A 15,267-nucleotide genomic window follows, 5' to 3' on the forward strand; every position below is an offset into this window, starting at 1 on the left:
GCAACGGTCGTTATTGGCGAAAGCAGAAATTGCATCCAATCTCCCCCGTGGAGTGGGAGATTGCCGGCAGGCCAGAGGGGGGCGCTGTCCTGCCAAGGTGGCCATGTTGATCGAAGAAAACATCCTCAATTCCCCTCGAACACCGGCTTTTCCTTGGCCACGAAAGCCCGATATGCCCGCTCGAAATCTCGCGTCTGCATGCAGATCGCCTGCGCCTGCGCTTCCGCTTCGATCGCCTGTTCGAGGCCCATCGACCATTCCTGGTTGAGCTGCGTCTTGGTGATGCCGTGGGCGAAGGTCGGGCCGGAGACGATGCGGGCCGCCATGTCGAGCGCGTCGGCCTCGAGTACGTCTGCCGCTACCAGCCTGTTGTAAAACCCCCAGCGCTCGCCCTCCGTCGCGGTCATGGTTCGGCCGGTGTAGAGCAATTCGGCGGCGCGGCCCTGGCCGATGATGCGCGGCAGGATCGCGCAGGCGCCCATATCGCAGCCGGCAAGGCCGACGCGGGTGAACAGAAAGGCGGTCTTGGCTTCCGGCGTGGCGATGCGGATATCCGAACTCATCGCGATGATCGCGCCGGCGCCGACCGCCACGCCGTCGACCGCGGCGATGATCGGCTTGCCGCAATTCAGCATCGCCTTGACGAAATCGCCGGTCATGCGGGTGAAGGCCAAGAGCTGCTTCATGTCCATCTTGACCAGTGGGCCGATAATGTCGTGGACATCGCCGCCGGAGCAGAAATTGCCGCCATTGGAGAGGAACACCACGGCGTCGACGTCGTCGGCATAGACGAGATCGCGGAACGTGTCGCGCAGCTCGGCATAGCTGTCGAAGGTCAGCGGGTTCTTGCGCTCCGGCCGGTCGAGCCGGACCTTGGCGATCCTGCCCTCGACCTCCCACAGGAAATGCTTCGGCTTGAGGCCGGCCATTGCGGTCATTCGCGTCCCTCCCAGTTGCTGCGGAACGAGGTCAGCATGCCGGTCAGCCGGCGCGCATCCTCCTCGCTGACCTTGCCTAGCAATTCGCCGATCCAGCCCTCATGCGCGGCGGCGATGGTGGCAAAGGACTTCGTACCTTCCTCGGTCAGCCGAACCATCGAGGTGCGGCGGTCTCCATTGCGGCGGGCGCGGGCGACAAGTCCTTCCGAAACCAGCCGGTCGACAATACCGGTGACATTGCCGTTGGACACCAGCAGGAAGCGCGACAGGTCGCTCATCAGCATGCCCTCCGGCGCCCGGTAAAGTGCCGCCATGACGTCGAAACGCGGCAACGTCGTGTCGAATTCCTTCTTCAGGCGCTCGCGCAGTTCGGACTCGATCGTGCGTGAGGCGCGCAGCAGCCTGATCCATAGGCGCAGCCGGTCCTTGCCGGGTCCCGATGGCATGGGCAGGGGGCCGGCTACCATGTTTCACCTCCCGAGATAGAAATCGCCTGTCCGGTGATCGATTGCGCCGCGTCGCCGCACAGCCAAAGCACGGCTTCGGCAATTTCCCGCGGCTGGATGAAACGGCCTTGCGGATTGGTCGAGGCAAGACTGGCCCGCGCCTGTTCTGCCGAGCGGCCGGTCTTTTCGACGATGCGCTGGATGGACTCCTCCAGCATGTCGGTCTCGACGAAGCCTGGGCACACGGCGTTGACGGTGACACCGGATTTCGCCGTCTCGGCGGCCAGCGCCCGCATCAGGCCGACGACGCCATGCTTGGCCGCGACGTAGGGCGCGACGTAGGCGTAGCCTTTCAGCCCTGCCGTGGAGGCGATGAACACGATGCGGCCCGCCTTGCGTGCGGCCATGCCGGCCAGCGTCGGTTTCACCGTCAGGAAGGCGCCGGTCAGATTGACGTCGAGCGTTCGCTGCCAGTCGGCAAGCGTGGTCTTGTGCGCCGGCGTGCTGCCGGCCATGCCGGCATTGGCGACGACGATATCGAACGGCCCGCGTGCGGCCTCCGCTTGCGCGTAGAGCGCCGCCATCGCCGCCTCATCGGTGACATCGGCGACGATGCCATGGATGCGGCCGTCTTCGCCGGCAACCTTGGCGAGTTCAGCTTCGCGGCGCCCACATATGGTCACATCGACACCAGCTCTAGCCAAAGTGAGCGCGATAGCCCGGCCGACGCCGGAGCCGCCGCCGGTGACCAATGCGTGCTTGCCGGGAATCGTGCTCGCGGTCGTCATACTTTCAGCCCCGCCGCCGCATCGCGCTCGGCCAGCCGGTAGATCTGGTCGCGCCCGGGCAGATAGGGATCCGGCCATTTGACGCCACGGTCGCCGAGGGTCACCGCCGCGTGCAATGTCCAGTAGGGATCGGCGAGATGCGGCCGTGCCAGCGCGACCAGATCGGCTCGGCCGGCCATCAGGATCGAATTGACGTGGTCCGGCTCGTAGATGTTGCCCACCGCCATCGTCGCCATGCCGACCTCGTTGCGGATGCGGTCCGAGAATGGCGTCTGGAACATGCGGCCATAGACCGGCTTCGCGGCAACCGACGTCTGGCCGGCCGAAACGTCGCAGATGTCGACGCCGGCCTCATGCAGCATCCCAGCGATCTCGACGGCATCTGCCGGCGTCACGCCTTCGATGCCGACCCAGTCATTGGCCGAAATGCGCACCGAGATCGGTTTTCCCGCCGGCCAGGCGGCGCGCACAGCGTGGAAGATTTCGAGGGGATAGCGCATGCGGTTTTCCAGTGAGCCGCCATAGGCGTCCGTGCGCCGGTTGGTGACCGGCGTGATGAAGGACGACAGGAGATAGCCATGCGCGGCATGGATCTCCACCATGTCGAAGCCGCAGCGATCGGCCATTTCGGCCGAGGCGACGAATTGATCGCGCACCAAATCCATATCGGCGCGATCCATCGCCTTCGGCACCTGATTCTCAGGCGACCACGCGACAGCCGATGCCGCCATCACAGGCCAGTTACCGGAGGCCAGCGGCACGTCGGTGCCTTCCCAACCGACACGGGTCGAACCCTTGGCGCCGGAATGGCCGATCTGGGCGCAGATCTTCGCTTCGGTTTCGGCATGGACGAAGTCGACCAGCCGCCGCCACGCCACCTCATGCTCGGGCGCGTAGAAACCGGGGCAGCCGGGCGTGATGCGCCCTTCCGGGCTGACGCAGGTCATCTCGATATAGACGAGCCCGGCGCCGCCCTTGGCGCGCTCGGCATAATGCGTGAAATGCCAGTCGGTCGGGCAGCCGTCGACGGCCTTGTACTGCGCCATCGGCGAGACGACGACGCGGTTTTGCAGCCGCATGTCGCGCAGCTTGAACGGCGCGAACATCGGCGCCCGGCGCAGCCTGTTGCCACCGGCACCCGCCTGGCGCTGAAACCATTCTTCGGCGCTGCCCAGCCATTCGGCATCGCGCAGCCGCAGATTCTCGTGGCTGATGCGCTGCGAACGGGTCAGCAGCGAATAGTTGAACTGCACCGGATCAAGGCCGAGATAGCGCTCGACTTCCTCGAACCATTCGAGCGAATTGCGCGCCGCCGATTGCAGCTTCAGCACCTCGGTGCGGCGGGCATCCTCATATCTACGGAAGGCGGCCTCGAGGTCCGGCTCGGTCTCGACATACTCGGCCAGCGCCACCGCGCTTTCGAGCGCCAGTTTGGTGCCGGAGCCGATCGAGAAATGCGCCGAGGCCGCGGCGTCGCCCATCAGCGCCAGGTTCTTGTAGGACCAGCGCTCGCACAGCACGCGCGGGAAGTTGATCCAGGCCGAGCCACGGATATGGTTGGCGTTGGTCATCAGCGCGTGGCCGCCAAGATGCTTGGCAAAGATGCGCTCGCACACCGCGATGGACTCCTGCTGCGACATCGCGCCGAAGCCAAAGGCGGCCCAGGTCTGTTCGCTGCATTCGACGATGAAGGTCGCGGTGTCGCTGTCGAACTGGTAGGCGTGCGCCCATACCCAGCCATGCTCGGTCTTCTCGAAGATAAAGGTGAAGGCGTCGTCGAATTTCTGGTTGGTGCCGAGCCAGACGAACTTGCATTTGCGTGTGTCGATGTCGGGCTTGAACACGTCGACGAAAGCGTTGCGCGCCCTTGAGTTCAGTCCGTCGGCGGCGACGACCAGGTCATGCGTCTCCATATAGGGGCGGGGATCGGCGATGTCGGTTTCGAACATCAGCTTGACGCCGAGTTCGCGCGCGCGGCGCTGCAAGAGGACCAGCAGCCGCTTGCGGCCGATGCCGCAGAAGCCGTGGCCCGACGAGACCGTGCGCACGCCGTCATGGATGACGGCGATGTCGTCCCAATAGGCAAAATGCTTCTTGATCCAGACGGCGCTGACCGGATCATTCTCCGCGAGATTGTCGAGCGTCTCAGCCGACAGGACCACGCCCCAGCCGAACGTGTCGTCGGTGCGGTTGCGCTCGAAAACCGTCACGTCGTGCGCGGCGTCCCTCAGTTTCATCGAAATGGCAAAGTAGAGGCCGGCTGGTCCGCCGCCGAGAACCGCAACCTTCATCCGTGCGATCTCCTCTTCGCTTGCTATGCCTCAGTATCGCGCTGGAGGTAAGATATTTCAAGCTTAAAGTTTTATGTCGAAATGATTATGCGAGCGTGGGTGGCGCGCTTGCCGGGAATCCTGCAAGCGCGCCGCGAGACATCATTTCTCCGGATTCTTCGGGCTCCACAGCACGGTCTCGGCACTCTTCTCATAGGCCATGCCCGAGGGATAGCTGATCGCCTCGAGTTGCAGTCCCCAGGGCGCCTGGAAATACAGGATGGTCTGGCCGGCGGCGGGTCCTTCCTTGACCGGCAGCGGCCCCATCCTGGTCTTGACGCCCTTGCCATCGAGATAGGCTTTGGCCGCGGCGACATCGTCGACATAGAAGGCGATGTGAAAGCCGCCAATGTCGCTGTTCTTCGGTGTCAGATTCTTCTGGTCGGGCGCGGTGTATTTGAACAGCTCGATGTTCGATCCATAGCCGCAACGCACCATCGTGACCTGCTCGATGACAGCCTTCGGATCGACGCCGAGCAGGTCCTGCATGAAGGTGCCCTTGTCGTCGGCGAACGGGCCGAACGACATCGCCTTCTTGCAGCCGACGACCTCTGTGAAGAAGTCGACCGCCTGCTTCATGTCGGGAACCGTGATGCCGGTGTGATCGTGGCCGCGCATGCCGGGGATCGAATCCGCCGAGGCGATGCCGGCGCTGCCAACGATAGCAGCAACGAGCGTTGCAAGTGCGATTGTGGGCTTCATGTCAGTCCTCTCCATTGGCGGGACTTCGTCATTCTCCAGTCGCACGTCCGAGGCCCGCTTTTCGGCGTGCGTTCGCATTCATGTCGGCGCTTTGCCGGCGAAAGGAATGTCCAGCCAGCTCGCATCGATTTCGGGCAGCGGAATGGCTGCGATGAGGTCGCGCGTGTAGGTCTGCCGCGGCATGTCGAACAGCGCGTCCGTGGCGCTCGCTTCCACGATGCTGCCTTCGCGCATGACGATCACCTGACGGCACAGCCGCCGGATGACCGACAGATCGTGGCTGATGAAGGCGACCGTCAGACCCATCTCCGCTGCAAGCTTCTCGAGCAAGGTGAGGATCTGGGCCTGCGTAGACACGTCGAGGCCGGAGACGATCTCGTCGGCCAGCACGAATTTTGGCGACAGCGCCAGCGCGCGCGCAATGCCGACGCGCTGTCGCTGCCCGCCCGACAGTTCGTGGCGGTAGCGGGTGGCGAAGCTTTGCGGCAGGCCGACGCGTTGCAATGCCTCGGCGACGCGGGATTTCAGATCGTCGCCGAGCCCGTTCTGCTTAAGCGGAGCGGCGATGATGCTGGCAATGGTGCGGCGCGGATTGAGCGACGACATCGGATCCTGGAAGATCATCTGCAGGTCGCGGCGCAGTGGCCGCAGTTCGGCTTCCGGCAGATGGGTGATGTCACGACCTTCGAAACGGATGCTGCCGGCGCTCGGCTCCAGCAGCCGCACCAGCGCACGGCCAAGCGTCGATTTCCCGGATCCGGATTCGCCGACGATGCCCGTCACCGAGCCGGTGGGCAGGTCGAAATCCAGGCCTTTCAGAATCTCGGCCAAAGGTGCGCGGCCGATGAGCGGCTTGCGTGTCATGTCGGGCAGCGCGACCTTCAGCCCGCGCACGGAGAACAGCGGCTCAGCCATGCGGACGCCTCCAGGCCTGGTCGGCGGCAGCGATCTCGGCGGCGAGCCCCGCCAGTACCGTCTCGTCCACCGGCTTCAGCGAAGCGAAGGGATCGGTATAGCGCGGCGTGGCGGCCATCAATGCCCTTGTATAGGGGTGCTTCGGCGCGGCGAAGAGCGCCGCCGTCTCGGCCTCTTCCACCACCTTGCCGGCATAGAGAACCGACACTTTCTGGCTGATCTTGGCGACGACGCCGAGATCGTGGGTGACGAACAGGATCGCGGTGCCGTGCTCGCGCTGCAACGCCGCGATCAGCCGCAGGATCTGCTTCTGCACCGTCACGTCGAGCGCCGTGGTCGGCTCGTCGGCGACGATCAGCCGTGGCTCGGCGGCAAAGGCGGCGGCAATCAGCACGCGCTGGCGCATGCCGCCGGAGAGCTCGTGCGGATAGCTCTTCAGCACCCGGTCGGGGTCGCGGATCTGCACCTCATCAAGCAACTGGCGGATACGCCGATCGGCCTTGTCTCCGCTCCAGCCGAGGATGCGCACCAGACGGTCGGTCATCTGGGAGCCGATGCGGCGCGAGGGGTTGAGCGCGGTCAGCGGATCCTGCGGGATCAGCGCCGTGCGCGCGCCGATCAGCGTGCGCCGCGCTTTTGGCGGGAGTTTGCCGAGGTCTTCGCCCTCGAGCCTCATATCGCCTTCGACGATGCGCACGCTCAATGGCAACACACCCAGCACCGCCTTGCCGATCATCGTCTTGCCGGCGCCGCTTTCGCCGACAAGCGCGCGCACTTCACCGGGTTGTACCGAGAGCGAAACAGAGCGCAGCACGCGCTGGCCGTTGGCCAGCACCGCGCTCAGATCGGCTATGTCGAGACAGGCGCTCATCGCAGCACCGGATCGAAACGCGTCTTCAGCGCCTCGCCGAACTGGCTGAAGGACAACACGGTGAGGATCAGCGTGACCAGCGGAAACACCAGCACCCACCATGCCTGGTGGATCGACAGCCGGCCCTCGGCGATGATGCCGCCCCATGTAGGGTCGTCGGTCGAGATAGATAGATTGACGAAGGACAGGATCGCCTCGACGATGACGGCGATGCCCATCTCCAGCGACAGCAGCGCCACGATCGACGGCACCACATTGGGTAGAACTTCGCGCAGCATGATGCCGAAGCGGCCATAGCCGGCGATGCGAGCGTTCTCGACATAGTCCATGCGCGACTGGCCCATCGCCTCGGCGCGGATGACCCGGCAGAAACGCGTCCAGTCGATGATGGCGATGGCGAGGATAACGGAGCTTAAGCCGGTGCCGAGCACGGCGACCAGCAGAATGGCGAACAGCACCGGCGGGAAGGCCATCCAGATGTCGACGATGCGTGAGATGATGCGGTCCGCCCAGCCGCCGAAATAGCCCGCGATCAGCCCTAATGTGGAGCCGACCACGCAGGCGGCGATGGCCGCCGCGAAAGCGACGATGAAGGCGATGCGGCCGCCGAAGATCAGGCGCGAGAGCAGGTCGCGGCCGAGGCTGTCGGTGCCGAGCCAATAGCCCGGCTCGGCACCGTCGAGCCAGAACGGCGGCAGACGTTCCAGCATCAAATCCTGCGCCAGCGGATCCTGCGGCGCGACCAGCGGCGCCAAGATCGCCGCCAGCAGCGCCAGCAGCAGCCAACCTCCCGCCAGCCACAGCCTCGGGCTCGATCCGCGTCGCGAGATGCGTGCCTCATCCATGGCGCAGCCTCGGATTGAGCAGCGCATACATCATGTCGACTGCGAGGTTGATCAGCACGAACAGCAGCGCGAAGACCAGCACGATACCCTGTATCAGCGGCAGGTCGCGGTTGATAACGGCGTCGATCGCCATGTTGCCGAGGCCTTCATAGGAGAACAGCCGCTCGACGATGACGGTGCCGCCGATGAGGAAGGTGAATTGCACACCGATGAGCGTCAGCGTCGGCAGCGCGGCGTTCTTCAGCGCCTCGCGCAAGATGACCTGCGTTTCAGAAAACCCCTTGACCCGCGCCAGCACGACATAATCGAGGTCGAGCACTTCCTTCAGCGACTGCTTCAGCAGTTGCGCGATGATGGCCGCGAGCGGCAGCGCCAGCGCCACGGCTGGCATTAGCATGTGCTTCAAGAGGTCCCAGGTGAGGTCGAAGCGCAGCCGAAACAGGCTCTCGAAGAAGTAGAACTGGGTGATGAAGGGCAAGTCGAGCTGCGGCGACACGCGGCCGGAAATGTCGAATATCGGCACCAGCACGCCGAACAGGAGGATCAGCACAAGGCCCCAGAGAAAATCGGGGATGGAAAGTGCGGCACCGCTGGCGATGTCGATGCCGGCCTCGACCGCCGTGCCGCGTTCGCGCGCACCGAGGATCGCCGTCGTGCCGCCGATCGCCACCGCCATGATGAGCGCGACAATGGCGAGCTCCAGGGTTGCCGGCAGCCGGTTGAAGACGAGGCCAAGCACGTCTTGCCGGAGCGAGATCGAGGTGCCGAAATCGCCCCTGGCGACCCCGGACAGCCAGATGAAGAACTGCTGTACGATCGTCTTGTCGAGCCCATAGAGCGCACGCAGGCGGGCGATGTCGTCATTGGTGGCGCCGGGCGGCAGCATCATGGCGATCGGATCGCCGGGCGCGACGCGGATAACCACGAATACGACGACGGCCACGCCCAACAGCGTGATCAACATCGTCAGCAGACGGATCAGGAATCGTTGCAGGAGCATGTAAATCTTTGCAGGAGCCCGCAGGCTCATATGCCTGTAGAATGCGCGCCGTCGCTATGGACGGCGCGCGGTAAGCCCAGGCAGATATCAGGCCGGGGTCATCAGGGCCGGTAGCAGCGCGCCGGAGATATGCTGCACCACGTTGACGCCCTTTGCATGCACGATCGGTTGCGCATACTGCATAAGCGGCAGCACGTAGGCCTGCTCGGCGATGTATTTATCGACCGCCTTCCACCCGGCGATGCGCTTGGCCTCGTCCTTCTCTCCCCACAGCGGGTTGATCATGTCGATCAGGTCCTGGCTGTCCCAGACCGAATGGGGGCTCGGCCCATACATGGCAAAGCCGGTCGACGTGGTCGGGTCGCCAATGGCATTACCCCAATTGTAGAAGGCGGCGGGCGCGAGCTTGTCGGCGGCGCGGAGCTCGTAGTGTTTGGCGATCTCATAGACCTCGATCGTCGCCTCGATGCCGACCTTGCGCCACATGCCGACGATCGCCTGGATCATCTCATAGTCCTTGGGCTTGAAGCCCTTGGTCGTCTGAATGGTGAACTTGACCGGCTTTTCCGGCGAATAGCCTGAGGCAGCCAGCAACTCCTTGGCCTTCTCCGGATTGTGCTCCACCTTGATCGAGGCATCGAAAGCCGTGTATTCCGGGGTCTCCAGTGTGGCGATCGGCTGGCCATAGCCGCGCAGCAGCCGCTTGACCAGAAGCTCCTTGTCCACGGCCATGACGGCTGCCTGGCGCACGTTCTTGTCCAGCATCGCTTCGATGTCGTTGAAGAAGATCATGCCGATGTCGGACACATTCTTGATGGACCCGGCAAGCCCGTCCTTGGCGATCAGCCGGTCGTACTCTTCATAGGGGATTTCGAGCGTCACCTGCGAGGAACCGGATTCGATCTCGGCCACCCGGCTCGCGGCGTCGGTGACGAACTTGATCGTCACATTCTCGAAGGCCGGCTTGCCGCCCCAATAGTTGGGATTGGCCTTCAGCCGCAGGAAAGCGTTGCGCTCGAACTTTTCGACCATGTAGGGACCGGTGCCGATCGGCGCCTTCTCGAAACCCTCGGCGCCGACCTTCTCGTAATAGGCTTTCGGCATGATGTAGCCGGTCAGGAACGACATCCACTTGAAATAGACCGGGTCGAACTGCACGACGTCGCCGGTGATTTTGTTGCCGTCAATCTTGAAATTGCTGACGTTCTTCCAGACGAACTGGATCGGGTTGCCGGTCTTTTCGTCGCCGGCCCGCTGCAGCGACCAGACGACGTCTTCCGGGGTGAAGGGCGAGCCGTCATGCCATTTCACGCCTTCGCGCACCGTCATCATGATTTTGGTGCGGTCGTCGTTCCAGCCCCATTCCGTCAAAAGGCCAGGCGCGAAGGACAGGTCCGGCTTCTGCGGGATGAACTGGTCGAACACCGACTGGTAGAGGCCCTGGATAGTCGGGTTGACGGCCGACGGGCCGGTGGTCGGGTCCCAGGACGGCAGGTTGACATTGTAGGCGATGGTCAACTCGCCGGCGGCAGCCTGGCTGATGTTGGGCAGGCCGACAGCGGCCACGCCAAGTGCCCCGGCACTGTATCCCAGTAATTCGCGTCTGTTGATTGTCATGGTCGTTCCCCTTGTTGGTTTATTTGTCTTTTGCGCGGCTTCGTCCGGTCATTGGTTCGGGCTTCGTGGGCAGCAGCGCTTGCCTCTCGTCGCCTTCATGAAATCGTCTGGCTACCTCCCGCCAAGCTGTTGCGCGAGCATGAAGCCCGAGGCGGCACCCGTGCCCGCACCGGGCCATGTCGCGGCGCCGGTGAGGTGCAGATTGGTGATCGGCGTGTTCCAGCCGGCATAGCCGCGCGCCGGACGGAACAAGAAGTTCTGCGCCAGATGATGGCTGCCGCAGACCTGGTCGCCGCCGACGAGGTTCGGGTTCTCGCGCTCGAGGTCGATCGGCGAAAACACCGCGCGACCGAGGATCTTCGCACGCAGCCCTGGTGCGTAGGTCTCGATGATGTCGAGCACGCGGTCGGCGTAGACCTCCTTGACCTGGTCCCAGTGGGCTGGTGCGATCTTGGCCGAGGCGTCGCCCGCGATTTCAGCGGGCAGCATGCGCACCTGCACCCACAGAACATGTTTGCCTTCAGGTGCCCGGGAAGGGTCGACCGCCGTCGGCTGGCCGACGACCAGCACCGGTTCGTCCGGCAACATGCCTGATGTCGCCTGCTGAAAGGTGCGCGACATCTGGTCGAGCGATGGCGCCAGATGCACATAGGCGAACTGCCGAAGCTGTGCCCCGGCGCGCCAGTCCGGCAGGTCGTCCAGCGCCAAGTGTATCATCATCGTGCCGGGCGCATGGCGGAATTTTTGCATCGCCATGTCGAAGCAGGCGTCGCCCGAACCGAGCGGCAGCAACTTGCCGGCGAGCGCCTTGGGCGCGACGCCGGCAATCACCGCCTTGATGGCCGTATGCGTCTCGCCGGAAGCAAGCCGCACACCGCTGGCCTTGCCGCCGGAGACGGTTATCTCGGCGACATCGGCGCCGGTGACGATCCTGCCGCCGGCCGATGTGACCATGCCGGCCAGCGCCCGGATGATCGTGTCGGCGCCACCCTTGCCCAGCACCATGCCAAAACTCTGGTTGGCCATCGATTCAAGGTAGGGGAACACCGCGCCGCCGGCGATGTCGGGCGCGAAGTCGAGATGCATGCCCCAGGTGGCGAGCGTCGCCCTGACGTGCGGAGACTCGAAATTTTCCTCCAGCCAGGCACGCGGCGACGACAGCAGCAGCCGGCCGGTGTCGAGCGCGCCGGAAACACCTTTTTTGCGCCACAGGTTCCAGGCGGTGCTTGCAAGCGCCCGGGCGCTCATCGGCGAGCCCAGCAGCTTGAACAAATGCTCGGCCTCGGACGGGAAGGCGGCAACCAGCCTGCGCCATGTCGCGGCGTCGGCGGCTGAAAAGGCCGCCATGCGACCGGCGGTCTTTTCCAGATCGTTGCTGATGCCGAGCCAGCGTCCATCCGGAAAGGCGCTGGCGAAACAGTCGGCGACCGGCGCGAATTCCAGCCCCTGTGCTTTCAATTCATTTGCATATTTCCGGTGGAAGGCGGAGCCGGCGAACAGGCTCAGATTCATCGCGCCGAAGTCGTGACGGAAGCCTGGAAGCGTGAATTCGTGGGTCTGGACGGCACCACCGATTGTTGTGCTGCGCTCAAAAACCCCGGTTTTCCAGCCCTTGAGCGCCAGATGCGCGGCGCATGCCAGAGTGTTGTGGCCTGCCCCGACAAAGATGGCGTCGAACTCGCTCACGCCCCGTTCCCATTTCCTTTATGCTTAAAGATAATTGCAGATGCATATGTTTTCGTCTAGTAGGATATTAAGGGCCGAGACGAGCCTTGATCATGTCAGACAAGAGGGAACAGAGACCATGGACACCCAGAAACTCCTCGGCGAAGTTGCCGGCCAGCTTCTTTCCGGCGCCATCAAGGTGGTCGACCTGACGGCGCCGCTCGGGCCGGACACACCGCTGATCAAGCTGCCGCCGGAACTCGCCGTCGACACGCCGAAGGTCGAGATCCACTCGATCTCCCGCTATGACAAGAACGGTCCATGGTGGGCGTGGAACTGGCTGAAGCTCGGCGAGCATTCCGGCACGCATTTCGACGCGCCGCAGCATTGGATCAGCGGCAAGGACTATCCGGACGGCGCCACCGACACCATTCCAGCGCAGAACTTCATCGGGCCGGTCAATGTCATCGACTGTTCGAAGGAGGCCGCCGCCGATCACGATTTCCTGCTGACCGTCGACCACATCAAGGCTTGGGAAGCCAAGCATGGCGCGATCAATGCCGGCGAGTGGGTGGTGATGCGCACCGACTGGTACAAGCGCAACGGCTCGGAAGCCGAGTTCCTCAATGCCAACGAGACCGGTCCGCACACACCCGGCCCGACGGCGGAAGCCATCCAGTTCCTGATCAGCAAGGACATCAAGGGCTGGGGCTCGGAGACGATCGGCACCGATGCCGGCAAGGCCGGCGGCATGGAGCCGCCATTCCCGGCCCACACGCTGATGCACAAGGCCAACCGCTACGGCCTCGCCAGCCTCTGCAATCTCGACCAACTGCCGCCGAAAGGCGCGATCCTGATCGCGGCACCGCTCAAGATCGAGCACGGCACCGGCAGCCCGATCCGCGCGCTGGCGCTGGTGCCGGGGAAATAAAGCGAGGGCGGTCTTCGGGAGAAGATCATGGCTGCGAATGGTACCGCGATGACGAAGTGGGCGCGGCAACCTTGTGAGGTTGCCGCTCTACGCCAAGGAACGCTACCGCGCGCAATTAAACATCATCCACCAAAGCGGGGGAGCACCCCTCGATGACCGCCCCAGATCACATCATAGTCGGCAGCGGCATCAACGCGCTGGTCTGCGCCGCAATGCTCGGCGGCAAGGGCGCCAAGGTGCTCGTGCTGGAGCGCAACGACCGTATCGGCGGTTGCATGCGCACCGAGGAGATCACCGCGCCGGGCTTTGTCCATGACGTGATGGCGACGACCTTCGTGTTGTTCGTCACCTCGCCGGCCTTTGCCGCACTTGGCGCCGACCTCGCTCGCCACGGCCTGGAATTCTGCCACACCGGCACGCCGACCGGCGTGCTCATGCCCGACGGCAGCCATGCCGTGCTCAGCACCGACCGCGCCGCCAATGTCGCTGCCATAAATGCGATCGCGGCCGGCGACGGTGACCGCCACGCGGAAGATGTCGGCGGCATCGAACGCAATGCCGGCCTGCTGTTCGGCCTGCTCGGCGGCGCGCTTTGGTCGTACCCGACGGCGAAGCTGCTGGCCGGCGATACCTGGCGGCGTGGTCCGCGTGGCCTAGCCGCCTTTCTTGGCGAAGCGCTGGTGCCGGCGCGCGGCTGGCTGGAAAGCAGCTACCAGTCCCAAACCATTCGGGCGCTCTGGGCGCCCTGGGTGCTGCATGCCGGGCTTGGCCCGGAAGATGCCTTTTCCGGCCAGATCGCCAAGGTGATCGCCTTCGCGCTGGAGGCGGCCGGCGCGCCGATCGTCAAGGGCGGCGCGAAGAACCTGCTTGCCGCTTTCGAGGCCCTGATCAGGGAGCGCGGCGGAGACATCCGCACCGGCGCCGACGTAGCCTCGATCGTCCAGGCGGGCGGCCGCGCAGCCGGTGTGCGTTTGGCGTCGGGCGAAACGATTACAGCGAACAAGAGCGTCATCTGCTCGGTCACGCCGACGCAGCTTTACGGCCGTCTGCTGGGCAAGGACGCTTCGAAGGACGATCTCGAAGCGACGCGGAAATACCGCTATGGCAAAGGCAATTTCCAGATACATTACGCGCTGACCAAGCCGCCGTCCTGGCGCGGCGAGGGCCTCGACAAGGTGGCGCTGCTGCATTTGACGCCCGGACTGGACGGCGTTTCGAAAGCCTCCAACGAGGCGGCGCGAGGCATGCTGCCCGAGGTGCCGACCATCTGCGTCGGCCAGCCGCACGCGCTCGACCCGTCACGCTGTCCGGAAGGCCAGGCGATCCTGTGGCTTCAACTCCCCGAGGCGCCCCGCCACATCAAGGGCGACGCCGCCGGCAAGCTCGATGCGCCTGCCGACGGGCAATGGACCGAGGCGTTGCGCGAGGCCTATGCCGATCGCGTCGAAGCGATCCTCGCCGGCCATGTCGACGGGTTCAAGGACAGCGTAATCGCGCGCCGCGCCTATTCGCCGGCCGATCTCGAAGCGATGAACATCAACCTGGTCGGCGGCGACCCTTACGGCGGCTCCTCTGTTGTCGACCAGTCATTCCTGTGGCGGCCGTTCAAGACCAGCCGCAACCACCGGACCGGCATCAAGGGCCTCTATCATATCGGCGCCTCGACCCATCCCGGTGCGGGCCTCGGTGGTGGCTCCGGCTTCCTGCTGGCGGGGAAGCTGTGATGGAACAAAAGGTCGCCGAAAAACGCCAGCGCATTTCCACCCTCGGCCAGATCGGCCTGCAGCAATTCGCTCCCTATCTGATGAACCGCATCATGGGCCGCTACAACGCTACCTTGCGTGACGACTTCCGCAAGCAGGGCCTCACCATTTCGCAGGTGCGCACGCTGGCGGTGCTGTCGGTCACCGACGGCGTCACCGTCAACGACCTCTCGGTCTATACTGTTATCGAGCAATCGACCTTGAGCCGCACGCTGGACACGCTGGAGGGGCAAGGCTTCGTGCGGCGCGAGCAGGGCGTCACCGACAGCCGCATTCGCCATGTGTTCCTGACCGACGAGGGCCGCGCCGAGTTCACCCGCGCCTGGCCGGCCATGCACGACGCCTTCGAGGCGATGTTCGACGATATCGACGACGCCGAATATGCAGCACTCATCGCGACGCTTTTGAAAATGCTGAAAAACATTCGCAAGCACGACATCTAGATGCACGCGCCGC

At 64.2% G+C, this 15,267-nt stretch carries 14 protein-coding genes; 3 read left to right on the forward strand and 11 right to left on the reverse strand.

Going from position 1 to position 15,267, the window contains the following annotated elements:
• Positions 1–125 precede the first annotated feature (125 nt).
• From AC3CB8_RS07415 to AC3CB8_RS07465, 11 genes are all read right to left on the reverse strand, one after another.
• Entirely contained in the window at positions 126–938 is an 813-nt protein-coding gene (locus tag AC3CB8_RS07415) for an enoyl-CoA hydratase family protein (RefSeq protein WP_352547607.1), read from the reverse strand.
• Entirely contained in the window at positions 935–1,405 is a 471-nt protein-coding gene (locus AC3CB8_RS07420; RefSeq protein WP_023783379.1) for a MarR family winged helix-turn-helix transcriptional regulator, read from the reverse strand. The genes AC3CB8_RS07415 and AC3CB8_RS07420 overlap by 4 nt, the downstream gene beginning before the upstream one ends.
• On the reverse strand, positions 1,399–2,172 hold the full coding sequence (locus AC3CB8_RS07425) for an SDR family NAD(P)-dependent oxidoreductase (protein WP_352563265.1): 774 nt from the start codon (positions 2,170–2,172) through the stop codon (positions 1,399–1,401). Before AC3CB8_RS07425 ends, AC3CB8_RS07420 begins: the two co-directional genes overlap by 7 nt.
• Entirely contained in the window at positions 2,169–4,463 is a 2,295-nt protein-coding gene (locus AC3CB8_RS07430) for a bifunctional salicylyl-CoA 5-hydroxylase/oxidoreductase (RefSeq protein WP_352563264.1), read from the reverse strand. The genes AC3CB8_RS07425 and AC3CB8_RS07430 overlap by 4 nt, the downstream gene beginning before the upstream one ends.
• Before the next feature lie 141 nt (positions 4,464–4,604).
• On the reverse strand, positions 4,605–5,204 hold the full coding sequence (locus AC3CB8_RS07435) for a VOC family protein (RefSeq protein WP_352563263.1): 600 nt from the start codon (positions 5,202–5,204) through the stop codon (positions 4,605–4,607).
• A gap of 78 nt (positions 5,205–5,282) precedes the next feature.
• Positions 5,283–6,119 (reverse strand): ATP-binding cassette domain-containing protein, encoded by an 837-nt coding sequence (locus AC3CB8_RS07440; protein ID WP_352563262.1) that lies wholly within the window; start codon positions 6,117–6,119, stop codon positions 5,283–5,285.
• A complete protein-coding gene (locus AC3CB8_RS07445) occupies positions 6,112–6,990 on the reverse strand; it encodes an ABC transporter ATP-binding protein (RefSeq protein ID WP_352547616.1) in 879 nt (292 codons plus the stop codon). Before AC3CB8_RS07445 ends, AC3CB8_RS07440 begins: the two co-directional genes overlap by 8 nt.
• Positions 6,987–7,835, reverse strand: coding sequence for an ABC transporter permease (locus AC3CB8_RS07450; RefSeq protein WP_023772614.1), 849 nt, complete (start codon positions 7,833–7,835; stop codon positions 6,987–6,989). Before AC3CB8_RS07450 ends, AC3CB8_RS07445 begins: the two co-directional genes overlap by 4 nt.
• Entirely contained in the window at positions 7,828–8,835 is a 1,008-nt protein-coding gene (locus AC3CB8_RS07455; protein ID WP_023772615.1) for an ABC transporter permease, read from the reverse strand. Before AC3CB8_RS07455 ends, AC3CB8_RS07450 begins: the two co-directional genes overlap by 8 nt.
• Positions 8,836–8,922: 87 nt before the next feature.
• Positions 8,923–10,452, reverse strand: coding sequence for an ABC transporter substrate-binding protein (locus AC3CB8_RS07460; RefSeq protein WP_352563261.1), 1,530 nt, complete (start codon positions 10,450–10,452; stop codon positions 8,923–8,925).
• Positions 10,453–10,563: 111 nt separating this feature from the next.
• Positions 10,564–12,138 carry a phytoene desaturase family protein gene (locus AC3CB8_RS07465; protein ID WP_352563260.1) on the reverse strand — a complete coding sequence of 525 codons (1,575 nt, stop codon included), beginning with the start codon at positions 12,136–12,138 and terminating at the stop codon, positions 10,564–10,566.
• A 118-nt stretch (positions 12,139–12,256) separates the two neighbouring features.
• On the opposite strand from AC3CB8_RS07465, the gene AC3CB8_RS07470 reads away from it, so the two are divergent.
• From AC3CB8_RS07470 to AC3CB8_RS07480, 3 genes are all read left to right on the forward strand, one after another.
• Positions 12,257–13,048 (forward strand): cyclase family protein, encoded by a 792-nt coding sequence (locus tag AC3CB8_RS07470; protein WP_023772618.1) that lies wholly within the window; start codon positions 12,257–12,259, stop codon positions 13,046–13,048.
• A 152-nt stretch (positions 13,049–13,200) separates the two neighbouring features.
• Positions 13,201–14,772 (forward strand): phytoene desaturase family protein, encoded by a 1,572-nt coding sequence (locus AC3CB8_RS07475; protein WP_352563259.1) that lies wholly within the window; start codon positions 13,201–13,203, stop codon positions 14,770–14,772.
• Positions 14,772–15,254, forward strand: coding sequence for a MarR family winged helix-turn-helix transcriptional regulator (locus AC3CB8_RS07480; protein ID WP_023772620.1), 483 nt, complete (start codon positions 14,772–14,774; stop codon positions 15,252–15,254). The genes AC3CB8_RS07475 and AC3CB8_RS07480 overlap by 1 nt, the downstream gene beginning before the upstream one ends.
• The last annotated feature ends 13 nt before the right edge of the window (positions 15,255–15,267 follow it).

Source organism: Mesorhizobium sp. P160927, assembly GCF_057766385.1.

What these genes read in the sequence shown, in the direction of transcription:
- AC3CB8_RS07415 (WP_352547607.1), bottom strand. Translation starts at nt 938, where the DNA reads ATGACCGCAATGGCCGGCCTCAAGCCGAAGCATTTCCTGTGGGAGGTC.
- AC3CB8_RS07420 (WP_023783379.1), bottom strand. Translation starts at nt 1,405, where the DNA reads ATGGTAGCCGGCCCCCTGCCCATGCCATCGGGACCCGGCAAGGACCGG.
- AC3CB8_RS07425 (WP_352563265.1), bottom strand. Translation starts at nt 2,172, where the DNA reads ATGACGACCGCGAGCACGATTCCCGGCAAGCACGCATTGGTCACCGGC.
- AC3CB8_RS07430 (WP_352563264.1), bottom strand. Translation starts at nt 4,463, where the DNA reads ATGAAGGTTGCGGTTCTCGGCGGCGGACCAGCCGGCCTCTACTTTGCC.
- AC3CB8_RS07435 (WP_352563263.1), bottom strand. Translation starts at nt 5,204, where the DNA reads ATGAAGCCCACAATCGCACTTGCAACGCTCGTTGCTGCTATCGTTGGC.
- AC3CB8_RS07440 (WP_352563262.1), bottom strand. Translation starts at nt 6,119, where the DNA reads ATGGCTGAGCCGCTGTTCTCCGTGCGCGGGCTGAAGGTCGCGCTGCCC.
- AC3CB8_RS07445 (WP_352547616.1), bottom strand. Translation starts at nt 6,990, where the DNA reads ATGAGCGCCTGTCTCGACATAGCCGATCTGAGCGCGGTGCTGGCCAAC.
- AC3CB8_RS07450 (WP_023772614.1), bottom strand. Translation starts at nt 7,835, where the DNA reads ATGGATGAGGCACGCATCTCGCGACGCGGATCGAGCCCGAGGCTGTGG.
- AC3CB8_RS07455 (WP_023772615.1), bottom strand. Translation starts at nt 8,835, where the DNA reads ATGCTCCTGCAACGATTCCTGATCCGTCTGCTGACGATGTTGATCACG.
- AC3CB8_RS07460 (WP_352563261.1), bottom strand. Translation starts at nt 10,452, where the DNA reads ATGACAATCAACAGACGCGAATTACTGGGATACAGTGCCGGGGCACTT.
- AC3CB8_RS07470 (WP_023772618.1), top strand. Translation starts at nt 12,257, where the DNA reads ATGGACACCCAGAAACTCCTCGGCGAAGTTGCCGGCCAGCTTCTTTCC.
- AC3CB8_RS07475 (WP_352563259.1), top strand. Translation starts at nt 13,201, where the DNA reads ATGACCGCCCCAGATCACATCATAGTCGGCAGCGGCATCAACGCGCTG.
- AC3CB8_RS07480 (WP_023772620.1), top strand. Translation starts at nt 14,772, where the DNA reads ATGGAACAAAAGGTCGCCGAAAAACGCCAGCGCATTTCCACCCTCGGC.